Consider the following 15,932-nt stretch of genomic DNA (forward strand, 5'->3'; position numbering starts at 1 on the left):
ATTAGAGAGTATAAGGAAGACCTATTCTCTAATTATTGCTAAGGAATTTATTATCTTTTCATTCTCAAAGCAGAACTACGTTTAACCCTTGAGTTAGCAACAAGCCAAATCAAAATTACAAATGAATGAAATAACCTCTCATATAATAAATATCGATAAAGCCATATGTAAAAACATAGAAAAATTCGATGCAGAGGAAAGAGGGTTGTTATCGCAGAATATATTATCCCAACTCAGGAATTTCGTTGAGCACATTGGATTAAAAGTTCTTGAAGACGTTCAAAATACAGAATTAAACAATGATTACAAGAACATCCAAAATGCTATTGAATATATAAAAGCAAGAGGTGACTTAAAATTCTTATCAAGGTTCCATAAACTCTTACAAATTACAGCTTCTCATTACACATTAAATGAAGAAAGTTCAGAAAGATTATTACTAAAATACTATGAGTATTTAATAAAAATAAAGTCCTTCCTAAAGGATACATTTAATTTGGAAGTCCTGCATAACCTTGAAGAATTTCCAATTCAAACTGATTCTAATCTTAAAGAATATTATGAGAAAATATCTCATTTAATAAATCAATCCAAAGAGAGTCGAGTTAAAAGTGATTATAAAGACAGATACTATATTCAAAAGATAAAGCCGTTTTTTATCAACGGTGGAATATATTATGAAGTAACTTTTAAGAGAGCGAACGATTACACTAGCAAGTTTGACAGAATTATAGCGTTTACAAATATTGACATTCTTGGCAATTATGCAGTTAAGCTATCCATTAGTACGGACTACATTGAGATTTTGGACAAAAGAATGCCAATAAAAATAATCGATGAATGGGAAGTTTCAATTCGACCATGTGAAATAGACAACGTCGCAAAAATATTTGGCATAAGCTCTAAAATCAGTAGTGGTAAAGAGTCATATGAGCTAATGAAATACTTAACTTCTTCAGGATTGAACTTGATTGAAGTCATAAACTTGAATGATTGGTATTATAACTATGTAAAAAAGACTGTAACTGAAAAGGCAAGGGTTTCTCGCATTTTCAAGCTTTTAGATAAATGCCGAGAAATGAGCAAAAATAAAAGTGATGGCTCTAATGTTATTAGATATTTACTACTTAGACTTAATAATAAAATAATTAAGAAGCAGTATAATCACGCTTCTTGTGAGTTGTTATCAAATCTAAAATTAGAGTATGGTTGCATTCCTTTTGACCAAATGCCGTTCAATTCAGCTTTAATCAATCATAATCCTAAACTCAGTGACCTATTTGCATCTATTAATACCGATGACAGAAAACATGAAATCTTAGCTAGACACATTAAGAACAATACTGAGCAAAAGGGACAACTATACACTCAAATTAATGAAATTGAAAATTTTGAGAATATTGAAGAACTAATTGATGAATGGAATAATAATTTGTACTGGAAACACAAAAATAGACGTATTGAAATTTACAAAAAACATGCTTTCATAAAAGGTTATGAAGCCGATACTTATAATATCATAGAAAAGTTGAAAGAGGTATCATCGGATGGTATCAAAAATTACAAAAAATCTATAGAATCTTGGCTTCAATCGACTTCATACGTTATTGATTGTGACGAAAAAAAGTTAGCTCTTAAAAACTTGTTTGAGCATTCTAAAGTTGCTTTGATTTATGGTGCTGCAGGAACAGGTAAGTCAACAATGATTAATCATATTTCTAACTTTTTTGACAAAGAAAGTAAACTTTATTTAGCAAATACAAATCCTGCTGTTGACAATTTAAAGAGAAACATAAAAGTGGCAAACTGTAGTTTTAAAACGATAACAAAATTCTCTTGGAGTCACGATAATGAATACGATATTCTAATTATCGATGAGTGTAGTACAGTCAGTAACTCTGACATGCTTAAAATACTTAATAAGGCAAAATTTAGGTTGCTTATATTGGTTGGAGACGTTTTTCAAATTGAATCTATATTATTTGGCAATTGGTTCACTTTAATTAAATATTTCATTCCAGAGTCATCTGTTTTTGAACTAGAAAAACCCTATAGAAGTAATAATCAAAATTTACTACGCCTTTGGCAAAGAGTTAGGAACATCGAAGATTCTATATTAGAAACTTTAACAAAAAATCAATATTCAACTACTCTTGACAACTCGATTTTTCAAAGTACAGAAGATGACGAAATAATTCTTTGCCTCAATTACGATGGACTTTATGGTATTAACAACATAAACTCATTTCTTCAAAGTAGTAATAACAATCAGGCTTTTGTTTGGGGTACTCATACATATAAGGTAAATGACCCTATCATTTTTAATGAATCAGGTAGGTTTTCACCCTTAATTTATAATAATCTCAAAGGTAGAATTTTTGGTATAAAATTACTTGAAGATAAAATTCAATTCGACATAGAAGTATTTCTTGTACTTAATGAATTTGATACCGAATGGTACGATTTTGAACTTTTAGAGAATGCAGAAAGTGGTTACTCTGTCATTCGATTCACAGTAGACAAATACAAGAGTACAGATGAGGATGATGACGATTCTAGTAATATAATACCTTTCCAAGTTGCTTATGCAGTTTCAATTCATAAAGCACAAGGTTTAGAATATAATTCTGTGAAAATTGTTATAACTGACGAAGTGGAAGAAATGATTTCGCATAATATTTTTTACACAGCAATTACGAGAGCAAAGGAAAAACTGAAGATTTATTGGACACCAGAATCTGAAAAGAAAATTCTTGGGAGTTTTAAAACCAAGTTTAATAGAAAGGACTATTCTTTGCTGAAGAAAAAGTATAATCTGTAAAAAATGAAAAAGCCAGTTGCTAACATTGTGTATAAGTAATAGCGGTTTAAGTGATAAAACGAAAGTATAAACATAAAACAAAGGTTAGTTCAAACCGAAAGGTTTGTGAGTAGAAATCCCCTACTACTCATACACGACACCGTTAGGCACAAGCAAAACAAATCATGGAAAACAACAAAGAACATAAAGTTAATAGAATATGAAAAGATAATTGCTTGTATTTCTTTTCTTTGTGGTGCACTTTTTGGTGGCTATCGCCATTTGTTAGATAAGGGAGACCTTGAAACATATCTTGAAAATAATAGTTAAACTGAACTTGATAAAATGGAAGAAAACATAACAAATATTGCTACTGTCATTATAGCTATCTGCGCAATATTTCTAACAATTTATCAAATATATGCTACTCGAAAACATAATAGATTGGGAATAAGGCCTCTTCTTAAAATTGGTTGGACAACAGATGAAAAAATAGATGGAATTTGGTTAAAAAATGTTGGTCTAGGACCTGCAATAATTACAGCGTTCTCAATAAAACATGATGGTAAAATCATCACGACCAAAGATTTGACAAATCACCTTCATGAAAAAGGATTTACTTCTGGAATGTATATCGCTAACAAAGGTTCAACTATAACAACAACTGATTTGAAATGGCTGATTTTCTCTGAAAAACAATTGAACAGTGAAGAAAAGGTAATAGAATATTGGAACCTTCTCGAAGGATTAGTTTTTATTGTTGAATACAAATGCTTTTATAATTCAATTCAGTCAAAAACAATTTGGAAATGCCCAAATCCAATAAAGGAGTTCGTTTCAGTAAAAACAAAGTAATGAATAAAAAACTACATACGACACCGTGTATAGCTCATTGCTTTGGAAATTCCTACTCGGAAATTCTTGCGCAATTTGCTATCTTGTTTCCTTAATCGGAAAATCATAGCTGATTTTCCGCAACGAGCCATACACAAACACGTTGTGGGCAATATAAAAAAACCAGAATATGAAATTAATCAACAAAATTTTTGATAATCGAATAAAAGCTTACAATCTATTGTTTGAAATTAATCTTGAGGATTATTATCAGATGTCCAAATCAATTTTAGACAAAAATGAATTTCAAAGGCGAAGAGTGAAATCATCTTCAACTGTTTATAGCTTATTAAAAAGGGATTTATTAGAAGGCTGTATTGTTCCACCAATCGTACTTGCTTTATCGGACAAAGATTTTGACCCAGAAAAAGGATTTGAAGAAAAACAAATAACAGATTATATAATTAAAGAACAAAATCGATTAATAATATTGGATGGACTTCAAAGAACTTTCACAATACGTGATTTATTTAAAGATTTAGAATCTTCAAAAGATGAAGAATCCTTAAAAAAACTTAGTTCACAAAAATTAAGAATTGAAATTTATTTGGGAATTAATAAGATTGGAATCTTGTATCGTATGTTGACACTAAACACTGGTCAAACACCAATGTCTATGAGGCATCAAATAGAAATTCTTTACTCGGATTATTTAGAGCAAGATTTAGGAGGTATAACTTTATTATTAGAATCACAAGATAAGACACCTAAAGGCATAAAAGAATATAAATTCAAAGAAATTGTAGAAGGATTCAACTCATATTTAGACCGTGATTACCTGCCTATGGATAGGAATTCTGTATTAGAGAATATTGAAAGTTTAGAAAAATTATCTACCAAAAATTTAGATAATGATTTATTTGTCGATTATTTAAAAGCATATGATGGTTTAGTACAAACCTTAGTTGAAAAAGCAAATGACTGGGAGTTTGATGAAAAAACATTGGATTCTACCCTATCTGGTCAACCTTTCGGAAAAGATGCTATGAAACTTTTCAAAAGAACACAGTTAATGACCGGATTTGGTTCTGCAATTGGTAAATTAATTGACTTCAATTCAATAGAAGACTTAAATGATATTCCAAATCTATATAATGACATTCAATTAGGTGATGTAAATTCTACTTTTAATAATTACATAACAAAACTGGATTATATTAGAAGAGTTGCCAAGAAAATTGGTAATGACCAAAGAATGTTTTTTCATCATTTTTTCCGAGAACTATTTGATAGAAAAAGTGATTCCTATCTCGATTTTAATAAATCAATTGATGAGGCATTTTCTACCTATTTAAGAAAAACACAATAGTATGCCGATATATTATACAGGGAAAGGTTTATCCAACCTTGAATTAATAAAAGATGGCACGAATACTTTCTTTAAAGTTTCGGATAAAGAAGGTTTAAATTCAATTTTAGTCGAATATCAACCAATTTTAGATGAGGAATATTCTTATATTAATTTTGAATTAATTCTTTTCGAAAACAATTACTTAAACGCTGAAAATGATGTTTTTCAAATCTTTGATAAACTTGCAAAAATTAGATTAGGTTGGATTTTTCCTTTATCAAATTTGGAGGGTAAAGAAAATGATTTTTATGATAATGAACATTTGAATAAGTATAAGTATGTAGCATTTCAATTACTACTATTAGCAAATGAAGAATCTATTACTTTGAAAGATGATTTAGAAGAATTTAATATATCAGACATTTATAAGGATAATCCAATCATCCTTATACTCTCAAAAGAAAACACATCTAAAATTCCAGATTTTTCGATTAAAAACTACATCCCAAGTCTATCTAAGTATGGGTATTATAAGCAGAATGAGATTAAGAATTTACTGAATTTTAGTCAAAAAAATACTTATTGCTTAGGATATAGAGGGAAAGTAAAATTAAATCTTTATAAATCTCAAAGAGACATTGAAAGCGATAGATTTTTTACTGAATTATTTTCTAAACATTTAAAGTCATTAGGTCACCACTTGATAAGATTTCATATACTTTATCAAATTATCGAATACATTCTTACTGAAAGGTTCGATGTGGTATTCAATAACTTGATTCAAGAATTTAATGATGGAGATATTGTCAAAAATGACTTCATTGAAAAGATTAATGAACTTGGAAAAGAAAGGAGTAACATTAAAAAAGTGGTTGACTGTCTAAATGAAAATAAAACTGACTTTAACATTCCAAATTTAGAAAGAGATTGTAAAGACTTATTAATTGCTCATAAGAAAAAAATCAGAAACACTCTCGGTGATTTAATTTATGATGTTAGAAATTTAATAGTTCATAATTATCGAGATATCGAAGATGAGGAAATTGAAATAATTGAAAATATAACACACGAATTAGAATTATTGACAATAAATATCATAGAAAAATACTGCCCACAACAATGTTTATAAGTAATAGCGGTTTAAGTGATAAAAGGGGAGTATAAACATAAAACAAAGGTCTGTGTTTAACCGAAAAGTTAGTGAGTAGAAACCCGCTACTACTCATACACTAGACCACAGACATTAATAAAGACGATTAGAAACCCTAAATGGCATAGAGATGAAATAATATTGGCACTTGAATTGTATTTTAAGTTAGAGCCAGGTCAGATTCATGCGAAAAATCCTAAAATAATAAAACTTTCAGAGGTTCTGAATAAACTCCCGATACATGAATATAGACCAGACCAAGTAAAATTTAGAAACCCCAACGGTGTAGGATTAAAACTGAGTAATTTTCTTGCTATAGATCCAAATTATGAGGGTAAGGGAATGGAATCATACAGCAAGTTAGATAAGCAGGTATTTGACGAATTTGTGAACAATAAAATTAATCTTTCAACAATCGCTTCAAAAATCAAAAAAACAATTTCTAATGAAAACCTTCGATTTATGCTGTACAAAATTGAAGATGATGATGATCAAGAGTCGTTCACAGTAAAGGAAGGAAAAGTCATATATAAACTTCACAAGCACATCGAAAGAAACTCGAAAATAAATAAAAAGAAGAAGGAAATTTATCTGAAGAAGTATAGCAAGCTGGATTGTGAAGTTTGCGGATTTGACTTTTATAAAAAGTACGGGGAATTAGGAAATGGATTTATTGAATGCCATCACCGAACACCTTTACACGATATAAATGAAGAATCTGAAACATCCATGGAAGATTTGGCATTGGTCTGTGCAAACTGCCATCGAATGCTGCATAGAGGTTTAGATTCTTTCACAGTGCAAGAATTAAAAAATATAATAGAGGCTAAAAAGTAGAATATACTGTTGTGAAAAATCCGCGTTGCGGTATCAGACATTGCATTGAAGGTAAAGGATACTATTAGAGTAGGTTAGGGGCTAGATTGTTTTTTGATGTATACATTTGTAAGCATCTAGTACATAGATGTATACATTTATATCACAAAGCAATACTCGTGCTTATTACAAGTCGGCATTGTTGTACGTAATATGTAAAATTTTATGTTTTAGAACAATTTTGTTGTTCTACCTAAAACAGGCAATTCTATCCTGTCATGCCCTCAACAAACACCTGAATAAACTCCTTCATTTTATTGATAATCCGTTCTCCGATTTCACGCGCTTTTAGAATGCTTGGCCTGTTATCTAGACATTTGAAAACATCATTACGAATAGGCTCTTGACCACTGTAGATGTAACTTTCCATTAAGGCATTAAATTGGGCTTTATCTAAGTTTTCCTCTTCACATAATTTTGCCAGAGCTAATACTTTTTGTTCTTGCCAGTAGTTTTCAAACTCATCCTGTATAGCGTCCACATCCTCAATATGCGGTAGATTTTCTTCAATGAATTTTTCTATCAATTCTCGTTTACTTCGAAGTTCTACTTCTCCGGCCAATAAATCAATGATGGCCTTTTTCTGTGCTTGTGCCTCTGATTGTTTTGCGTCTTTAAGTTTTGCTAGAAGCTTTAATATATAGGCAACATTAATTTGGTCTCGATGGATCAACTCTAACTCAAAATCGATATCATCTAAAATGGATGTTTTTTGTTTTTGTTGACTACCCTTATGTTTATCGTAGAGGTCTAAATATTTGCTCTTGTAGTCCTCAAAGGTTTGCTCGTCTATGTCTATATCATCCCAGTCAAAATCCACATAAGATTCTAGGACATTCTTGGCACGTAATAACTTTCTAAACGCTTGTACAAATTCCAATTCCTGTTCTTCACCATATAAATCATCTACACTTTGATAGGTTGGTGTGATTTGAAGTAAATTGGCTAAAGCCTCATCAAATTTTGATGCTATCGCTTCATATGGCGGAATGATTATTTCTTCTTTAGCATCCTTGTTTGAAAACAAAGTAATAGCCTCGTCAGTGACGTTTTTAAGATTTCTAAAGCAGAGAATATTCCCTTGCGATTTCTTTTCGCCTAGAATACGATTGGTACGGGAATAAGCTTGAATCAAGCCATGATACCGTAAATTCTTGTCGACATATAATGTATTTACCTTTTTAGCATCAAATCCTGTGAGCATCATATTTACCACAATGACAATATCTAAACGGTCTTTATGATCGTTAAAGGTTGCCTTTTCGCGATCTTTTAGACGTTTGCTAATATCTTTAAAGTAGTTTTCAAACTGCTGACTATCCTTCGTTGAAAAATTGGTATTATACATGGCGTTATAATCTGCAATGTATTCGTCTAATTTTTCTCTGGTGTGACTGGTTTTATATTTTGAAGCGGGTTCTGCAGCCAGATCAAAGTCGTAATCAGGTAAATAGTCCATAGCATCCTTATCTTCCTCATTGGCACCATATGAAAAAATGGTGGCAATTCTAATATTGTGTTCACCTGCTTCTTTTTTACGTTTAAAAATATCATAGTACTTAATAAGCGTGTCAATACTACTTACGGCAAACAAAGCCGAATACTCCTTATTAAATGTTTTTTGACCATGATAAGCTATGATATAATCTGCAATTTTCTCTAGTCGTTTTTCATCTGCGAACACTTCTGCCTTGTCGATATCTTCAACTTCAATATCGATGAACGTATTTCCTTTTTGCCTGTACTTACCAACATACTCAATACCGAATTTTAAAACATTCTGGTCTGCAATAGCATCTGTGATGACGTATTTATGTAAACATTCTCCAAATAGGTCCTTGGTGGTGCGTTTACCCAAATCATTTTTAGAGGCATTGTCTGCAAAGATTGGTGTTCCTGTAAAACCGAAAAGCTGACTGTTGGTAAAATAGTCTGTAATACGCTGATGCGTTTCGCCAAACTGTGAGCGATGGCATTCATCAAATATGATAACAATGCGTTTATCCTTTAAGGCAGATAAGCGCTTTTCATAACGCTCTTTAGAAATGGCGTTATTAAGCTTTTGAATGGTGGTCAATACCAATTTAGACTCGTCTGTGAGTTGCTTAACCAAATTATTGGTATTGTTGGTAACATCTACACTATCTTTTTTAAAGCTATTGAATTCCTTCATGGTTTGGTAGTCCAAGTCCTTTCGGTCTACTACGAAAAGGACTTTATCAACCGAAGGTAAATCCATGATGATTTGGCTCGCCTTAAACGAAGTCAAGGTTTTACCAGAACCTGTAGTGTGCCAGATATAACCGTTCTCTGTTGATGATTTTACTTGCTCCACCAGCTTCTCAACTGCATAGAATTGGTAAGGACGAAGAATCATAAGAATCTTGTGTGTCTCATTACGCACAATATACTTGGCAATCATTTTACCTAAATGGTCTTTGTTTAAAAACGCATTGGCAAAATCTGGTAGTTCCTTGATGTTTTTATTATGCTCATCAGACCAAAAGAAGGTTTGCTTTACCGATTGCAAGGCATTATTCGCTAAATATTTGGTGTTAACGCCATTACTGATGACAAACAATTGCACATATTGAAATAAACCATGATTGCTCCAAAACGAATGCCGTTGATACCGGTTAATCTGATTAAAGGCTTCTTTAATTTCTAAACCACGACGCTTGAGTTCTATTTGTACTAGTGGTAAACCGTTGACCAACAATGTGACATCATAGCGATTTTTGTAAGTGCCTTCTTGGGTGATTTGGTGCGTGACTTGAAATAGGTTTTTTCTCCAATCTTCTGAATTAAAAAAACGAATGTAGGTAGGCTCACCAGCATCATTGTTAAATTGAAAACGACCACGTAAGGTTTTGGCTTTCTCAAAGACATTACCTTTGGCTAAATGGTTGAGAATACTTTCAAATTCCTTATCTGAAAAAGATAATTGATTAAATGCCTCTAACTGACTTTTGAGATTGGTGACCAAAGCTGAACCATCTGGTATTACCACAGACGTGTAACCCAAACCAACCAGTTGGTTAATAAGGTTCTGTTCTAATATGGCTTCGGATTGTTTAGTCATTTTTTACATTTATTTTGTAAGACTTTTTAATAATACGCTGGTTCCTATACCAAACAAATTATCGCCATTTTGAAGCCGGTATTGTAACTCTAAGTTAAGAACTGGTTTCCCTTTCTCCTTAACAATAATAGGTACACCAAAAGACCAGTTGGTCGCATTAAACTCACCAAAATTCTGTTCAAATGTAAATCTCACCCCTAAAGATTCCGCAATAAAAAGCGATGCTGCTTGAATTTTTATGGTTGTTGTAACAAACTCCTCAAACTCACCAATAAAAACTTGAGATTGCCCACTAATAGATTGCTGAGAATCTCCTTGGTCTATTATTGTCTGAAAAGTTGTAGAGTTTATATTGTTAGCCAAGAAATTGTTATTGTTCTTCATTGCAATGGAAGGGCTCACAAAGTAAGAAATGCCTTTTGGTTTTTTCCATAAATAATTCCAGGATAAATTTGCATTGTATGCGCTAAATTCATTCGTTTCTATAGTACTAGATGATGCACTATTAGCACTTAGAACTTCGGTGTTACCAAGTGGTATATTGACGTTAAAGCTAAACCAACTGGTTTCAAAAGACCTATAAAGATTATTTTCCTTGATAAATTTAATTTCTTGGGTAGCAGTTTCGCTATAATATTTATTTTTTTTGCCCACCGCGAATTTGTTAAGCTTAGTTTCGTAGTCTCCATCTCCATTATGAAATTTTCTATTTAACCTTTGTATAGAATCTACGGTAACATCAAAGTGCTCCTTTAAATAGGTATTTACTTTTTTAAACATTTTACCCTTTAGAATATTGTCTCTATGGTCAACCATTAGAGCCGCATAATTTACGGTTTCTGTTTTTTCAAAATTTACAAATCCATCAGACAGTTTATTTATACCTAGATTTAGAACAATATTATTACGTTGCAACTGACCATTTTTAATTATGGCACCAAATTCATCATTAGTATTTATGGTTAATCCCGTCTTTAAAATCCAATCTAAACGATTTAGTTTTTCCTTACCCAACAAACTAGTGTTTTTGCCAACTGAAATGGTCTTGTCATTTGTGTTATATGTAGCATAATATTCTTGAATGGCGAGGTCAGACACATTTCCAAAATAGGAGGAAATTTCATTCGCTTTGAATTTTTCAACCATTTTGCGGTTGTAAAAGCCATGTTTTATGGCATTAGAGAATAGAGCATCTTGCAATGCTTCAGTATCATCAACATTTAGGTTAAAAGTTTTATAAGTAGAGGTATCAAAAAAAAGTTCTTTATTATCTAATTGAGCAAATTCCTCGGCAGCTTTTTTACCCAGTTTGCTCTTAATCATCTTACGATAGGATTCATATATTTGCAGTTGAATGTCTTTTTCATAGGCTTTCCAAAAACTTAGAATGGTATCTTTAGCTTTTTCTTTTGGAGATTTTTGAGAAAATCCAAGACCAGTTATCAAGGATAAGCCTAGCAATAAGATAATTTTCTTCATTGTTGGTTAGGGTTTACGTATTTTTATTTTCAATAATCTCATACGAACATTTGCTGTAACAGCCCTTTTTTAAACTGTTGGGTTTGGGTGATTTGTTGGGTAACGGTTTCTATTTTGGTATCGAGGGCAGATAAATAAATGGCGATTTGTTGTTGTTCTTCTGTGCAAGGGATTTCAATTTTTTCTTTTGAATAGTCTTTAAAATAAATATGAGGAATTGCTCCACCGACGATATATTTTTCGAATCTCAAATTATCCAATAGACAATAAACAAAGTACAGGTCATTATTATCAAGCAACTTTATAATGTCCATTGTTCCTAAACAAGAAGATTTGGCTTCACATAAAAAGATTTTGCCCACTCCCGAACCATCTTTTACAATAGAGATGTATTCATCTTCTTGGTCGAAAAAATCGATTCTAGAAAGAATTCCGCTTGCACCATATAATAAATATTCTCCTTCTCGCCCTTCAGCCATCTTGATTGTGAGACTTGAAGATTCTTTGAAACATACATCTCCCAACTTCTTCTCTTCCCAATCTGGATAGTCGCTACCATCTTCTTGTTTAAAGCGTAGTTGTTGGTTAAAGAGTTGTTGCATCACGCCTTTTTTGTACTGCGCTAAAAGCTCCTTTTTTTTGGTAAGTTGCTGTAGTTTGGTGTCTACTGTACTTAAAAAACTGGCGATTTTTTGTTGTTCGGGAAGGGTTGGGAATATTAGTTTTACCTGAGATAAGGAATCTTGATTTATATTGGTATTGGCACTAGAGGTCGCATAAGAAAGCAGTTCCTTTCTAAATCCAAAACTAGTGAAACAGTACCTCTTATAATGTAATTCTAATTTACTACATCGTTCTCTAAAACGAATTAAAAATCCACTATAAACAGTATCATTTAAATCCTTTAAAATAAGAGTAGTTTCACCTACGCCTTCTCTTTTAACAGAAGACCTAATAAATAAAACATCACCCTTTCTTAAATCATATAATTTTAAATCTTTTTCATTTGCATTTACCAAGTCCAAATTCTCTTCTTCGAGTATCGATTTTCCAAATACATCTAACAAATTCACAAATGGGTGACCAAAACCAAAGTCTTTTTTATCCTTGTTAAGTCCATTTTTAAACTTTCCAATCTCACCTAGTTTTAAGATGTCCCATTTACTATCAAATTCGGCGAAGCGTAATTGCGGTATTAAAGTTTGAGACTTCTCGACTGCGCTCGAAGTGACAGTTGGATTGGTATGTGGTGTTTCGGTAATCAATTACAATTTAAATTTTAGTTCTTTGTTGGTAGAAATGGTCATTTTATTCTCTTCTAATTTTTGCATCTTATCTACGAACTCCTTGAAAACTCTCCAGTAATGACTATCTCTATTTATATCATGCCAAAAATCTTCATTCGCCCAACATAACTTTGCATAGTAGGCAAACATATAATGGGCAATTTCAGGTTTGATGAATTTTGAATTTAATAACAGAGCAATATCCTCATAATAGCCTATAAATTTATAACGATTTATCCTTGGCAATTCCTTAATCTTTGGACTATCTTCTTCAAGGAGGTTCAATATATTTTTTATGTTTTTATCGGAAATCATTTTATCCCGATATTCATTGTAAAGTTCTATTCGCTTAATTTTAATATTACGTTTAAACTCACGATAACCCCTAAAAAAAGTAAATATTCCAAATCCAGAAGCTATTGTAATGGCAGCTGTTCTAATTATATTATGGTCAATTTCCCAAATCATTTTTTAAAAAGGTGTATCAATTCCTAATTGCTGGCAAAAGTCGGCAATGGTAGCATCGGTTGACTTCATGTCTTTTTCTAAATCTTTTAACTGCTGAGAAACGGTTTGTAGGTCTACGGGTCCTTCTTCTTCAAAGGTGTCTACATAGCGTGGGATGTTGAGGTTGTAATCGTTTTCGCGTACTTCGTCCAAACTCGCCAAATAGCTGTACTTGTCTTTGGTTTCGCGATTGCGGTAGGTGCTTACAATGTTGTCTATATGTTTTGGCAAGAGGACGTTTTGGGTTTTTACCTTTTCAAAATCGTTACTGGCATCTATAAACAGGATGTCGTTAGCGTTTTGCCGTTGCTTTTTTAAGACCAAAATACAGGTTGGGATGCCTGTACCGTAAAAGATATTGGCGGGTAGACCAATGACGGCATCGAGCTGGTTGGTGTCTTCTATAAGGTATTGGCGTATATGGCCTTCGGCAGCGCCTCTAAACAACACGCCATGTGGCAGTACGCAGGCCATGGTACCGTTGGTATCTAACTGGTATATCATGTGTTGCACAAAGGCAAAGTCAGCCTTGGACTTTGGTGCCATTTTACCGTAAGGTGAAAAGCGCTCGTCACTGATAATGGCATCGGGATTCCACTTGGCTGAAAATGGTGGATTGGCAACGATGGCTTCGAATTTCATGTCGCTGTGTTTTGGTGATGGGTTCACCAAGGTGTCTTCGTTATAAATATCAAAGCGTTTGTAATGCACATCGTGCATTATCATGTTCATACGACACAAGTTATAAGTGGTTGGGTTACTTTCTTGTCCGTAGAAGCCACCTACTTCTTTAACTTCCTTGGCGACACGTAAGAGCAACGAACCCGAACCACAGGTTGGGTCGTACACACTTTTGAGTCTGTCTTTACCTGTAGTGACCAACTGTGCTAATATTTTTGAGACTTGCTGTGGCGTGTAAAATTCACCTGCCTTTTTTCCTGCACCTGAGGCGAATTGCCCGATAAGGTATTCGTAAGCATCGCCAAGCAAATCGCTTTCCTGATTTTCTAAATCGAAATTGATGCCTTCTAAATGCGTGAGCACTTTAACAATGAGTTCGTTTTTGGCTTCTTCGGTTTTACCGAGTTTGCTTGAGGTTAAATCGAGATCTTCAAAGAGGTTACCAAAGTCGTCTTCGCTCTCGCTTCCCATAGTACTTTGCTCGATGTTGGTCAATACCTTTTGTAGGTCTTCTAAAATGAACTTGTTCACTCCACCTGAGTTACCGCGTTTGGCGAGCTCGCTAAAGAGTTCGGTTGGTTTTAGGAAATAGCCTAGCGCATCCAGAGCATCGTACTTAATCGCCTCTAATAAGTCTGCTTCCTGTGGATGACCCATCACTTGGTCGTACGTGAGTCCATCTGGTGCCAAGGCTTTATTGGCGTGCAGTGTCATTTTTCGGCTTAGGTATTTGTAAAAGATAAAGCCTAGTATGTAGTCCCTGAAATCATCGGCGTCCATGTTTCCACGAAGGTCGTTGGCGATGTTCCAGAGGGTTTGATGTAGTTGTTGTTGGTCTTCGGACATGTGTTGTTTTATAATATTTTTGCTAATGATTCTGGATATACAATCCATTTAGCTCCGTTTTTATTTTCTTTATAGGCCAGTCCTTGTGAGGCTCCTTTATTGGTTATTGTGTTTTTATCCAGGATGTATCCCTGTTTTTGCATGGTAAGTATTACCTCATTGAAAGACTTGCCTTTTATCTTACCCAAGTTAGTTGCAGATAACTTTTTCTGCTTCTTGTGATTCACTACTTTTTTTTGTGCCTGATATTCATCTCTAGTTAAGACCTCATCACTATAATTATCATCATTGATATAATTTTCAGGCATAAATTCAAACACATTTACTTTGGTGGTTAATTTTCCATTTACTAATTCTTCAGTCAAATCAAGTTGAGTGTCTGAACCCATATAGTCTTTTCCAAAAAGTATTTTTTTCTTGAAGTTAGGTCTTCTAATATAAACGGCATAATTTCTATCTAATATTTTCATAGTCTTATTCCAAGCCTGTGCATCGATATCAGACGAACGAAATAATGAGGCTTCACTAACCACACCAAACTCTACATTATTGTCGAATGAATAATCGTAAAGATTCACCGAAGTAATTAATCCTCTATCTTCATTGGCATAATACTTTGCATGTAGATTAGGAATATATACTATCGATATATTTGGGAACTCTTTGAAATAATTTAAGTCCTCCATTTTGATACTTCTCAATGGATTATGCTGATTTTTACCGAAAGCGATTAATATATGTAGGCTAGAGTTACCTTTTAATCTATTAAATAATTCATTTTTAAAATAGTCATCTAGCTGTATATAAGGCGATACAATAAGTAATTGTTTTTTGGCATCTTTAATAATACTGCATAATTCATCGGTTAGTTTTTTTCCTGTGATAAACTTGGCCATTTATTTAAATTTTCTTCATAAATAAAGCGCCTCGGTTAGGAGTCGCTATTATCAATTAAGGGAATAGGCTAAAGATATGAAAAGCAAAAACAAATCAAAATCTTTAAGAAAGTATAACACTAAAAATTGTGACATTAAACAAGA

12 protein-coding genes are annotated in these 15,932 nt (G+C 32.9%); 6 read left to right on the forward strand and 6 right to left on the reverse strand.

The window, feature by feature from the left end; genetic code table 11:
- Positions 1-121 precede the first annotated feature (121 nt).
- The 6 genes from LBU54_RS08390 to LBU54_RS08415 all read left to right on the forward strand — a co-directional run bounded on the left by LBU54_RS08390 (position 122) and on the right by LBU54_RS08415 (position 6,972).
- Positions 122-2,821: an ATP-dependent DNA helicase gene (locus tag LBU54_RS08390; protein ID WP_224528279.1), complete on the forward strand. Its 2,700-nt coding sequence runs from the start codon at positions 122-124 to the stop codon at positions 2,819-2,821.
- A 105-nt stretch (positions 2,822-2,926) separates the two neighbouring features.
- Positions 2,927-3,130, forward strand: a complete 204-nt coding sequence (locus LBU54_RS08395; protein WP_224528281.1) for a hypothetical protein — start codon at positions 2,927-2,929, stop codon at positions 3,128-3,130.
- A gap of 15 nt (positions 3,131-3,145) precedes the next feature.
- Positions 3,146-3,655 (forward strand): hypothetical protein, encoded by a 510-nt coding sequence (locus tag LBU54_RS08400; protein WP_224528282.1) that lies wholly within the window; start codon positions 3,146-3,148, stop codon positions 3,653-3,655.
- 169 nt (positions 3,656-3,824) lie between these two features.
- The gene (locus LBU54_RS08405; protein ID WP_224528284.1) at positions 3,825-5,003 is read left to right on the forward strand and encodes a hypothetical protein; all 1,179 of its coding nucleotides are present in this window, start codon (positions 3,825-3,827) and stop codon (positions 5,001-5,003) included.
- Between the two features lies 1 nt (position 5,004).
- The gene (locus LBU54_RS08410) at positions 5,005-6,114 is read left to right on the forward strand and encodes a hypothetical protein (protein WP_224528286.1); all 1,110 of its coding nucleotides are present in this window, start codon (positions 5,005-5,007) and stop codon (positions 6,112-6,114) included.
- A gap of 162 nt (positions 6,115-6,276) precedes the next feature.
- The gene (locus LBU54_RS08415; protein WP_224528288.1) at positions 6,277-6,972 is read left to right on the forward strand and encodes an HNH endonuclease; all 696 of its coding nucleotides are present in this window, start codon (positions 6,277-6,279) and stop codon (positions 6,970-6,972) included.
- A 247-nt stretch (positions 6,973-7,219) separates the two neighbouring features.
- Here LBU54_RS08415 and LBU54_RS08420 read toward each other — a convergent pair whose 3' ends face one another.
- Genes LBU54_RS08420 through LBU54_RS08445 form a run of 6 tightly spaced genes read right to left on the reverse strand, consistent with a single transcriptional unit; the run spans position 7,220 to position 15,788 of the window.
- Positions 7,220-10,093 (reverse strand): type I restriction endonuclease subunit R, encoded by a 2,874-nt coding sequence (locus LBU54_RS08420; RefSeq protein ID WP_224528290.1) that lies wholly within the window; start codon positions 10,091-10,093, stop codon positions 7,220-7,222.
- Positions 10,094-10,102: 9 nt separating this feature from the next.
- Entirely contained in the window at positions 10,103-11,572 is a 1,470-nt protein-coding gene (locus tag LBU54_RS08425; RefSeq protein ID WP_224528292.1) for a hypothetical protein, read from the reverse strand.
- A gap of 38 nt (positions 11,573-11,610) precedes the next feature.
- A complete protein-coding gene (locus LBU54_RS08430; protein ID WP_224528293.1) occupies positions 11,611-12,837 on the reverse strand; it encodes a restriction endonuclease subunit S in 1,227 nt (408 codons plus the stop codon).
- Positions 12,838-13,326, reverse strand: coding sequence for a hypothetical protein (locus tag LBU54_RS08435; RefSeq protein WP_224528296.1), 489 nt, complete (start codon positions 13,324-13,326; stop codon positions 12,838-12,840).
- Positions 13,327-13,329: 3 nt separating this feature from the next.
- Positions 13,330-14,892 carry a type I restriction-modification system subunit M gene (locus LBU54_RS08440; RefSeq protein ID WP_224528299.1) on the reverse strand — a complete coding sequence of 521 codons (1,563 nt, stop codon included), beginning with the start codon at positions 14,890-14,892 and terminating at the stop codon, positions 13,330-13,332.
- A gap of 8 nt (positions 14,893-14,900) precedes the next feature.
- Positions 14,901-15,788, reverse strand: coding sequence for a phospholipase D family protein (locus LBU54_RS08445; protein WP_224528300.1), 888 nt, complete (start codon positions 15,786-15,788; stop codon positions 14,901-14,903).
- Positions 15,789-15,932: the final 144 nt, after the last annotated feature.

Source organism: Winogradskyella alexanderae (genome assembly GCF_020166335.1).
Lineage (GTDB): Bacteria > Bacteroidota > Bacteroidia > Flavobacteriales > Flavobacteriaceae > Winogradskyella > Winogradskyella alexanderae.

Excerpts from the sequence above, each read along its gene's own strand:
- LBU54_RS08445 (WP_224528300.1), bottom strand. The coding sequence starts at position 15,788 with ATGGCCAAGTTTATCACAGGAAAAAAACTAACCGATGAATTATGCAGT.
- LBU54_RS08425 (WP_224528292.1), bottom strand. The coding sequence starts at position 11,572 with ATGAAGAAAATTATCTTATTGCTAGGCTTATCCTTGATAACTGGTCTT.
- LBU54_RS08420 (WP_224528290.1), bottom strand. The coding sequence starts at position 10,093 with ATGACTAAACAATCCGAAGCCATATTAGAACAGAACCTTATTAACCAA.
- LBU54_RS08410 (WP_224528286.1), top strand. The coding sequence starts at position 5,005 with ATGCCGATATATTATACAGGGAAAGGTTTATCCAACCTTGAATTAATA.
- LBU54_RS08405 (WP_224528284.1), top strand. The coding sequence starts at position 3,825 with ATGAAATTAATCAACAAAATTTTTGATAATCGAATAAAAGCTTACAAT.
- LBU54_RS08400 (WP_224528282.1), top strand. The coding sequence starts at position 3,146 with ATGGAAGAAAACATAACAAATATTGCTACTGTCATTATAGCTATCTGC.
- LBU54_RS08435 (WP_224528296.1), bottom strand. The coding sequence starts at position 13,326 with ATGATTTGGGAAATTGACCATAATATAATTAGAACAGCTGCCATTACA.
- LBU54_RS08390 (WP_224528279.1), top strand. The coding sequence starts at position 122 with ATGAATGAAATAACCTCTCATATAATAAATATCGATAAAGCCATATGT.
- LBU54_RS08440 (WP_224528299.1), bottom strand. The coding sequence starts at position 14,892 with ATGTCCGAAGACCAACAACAACTACATCAAACCCTCTGGAACATCGCC.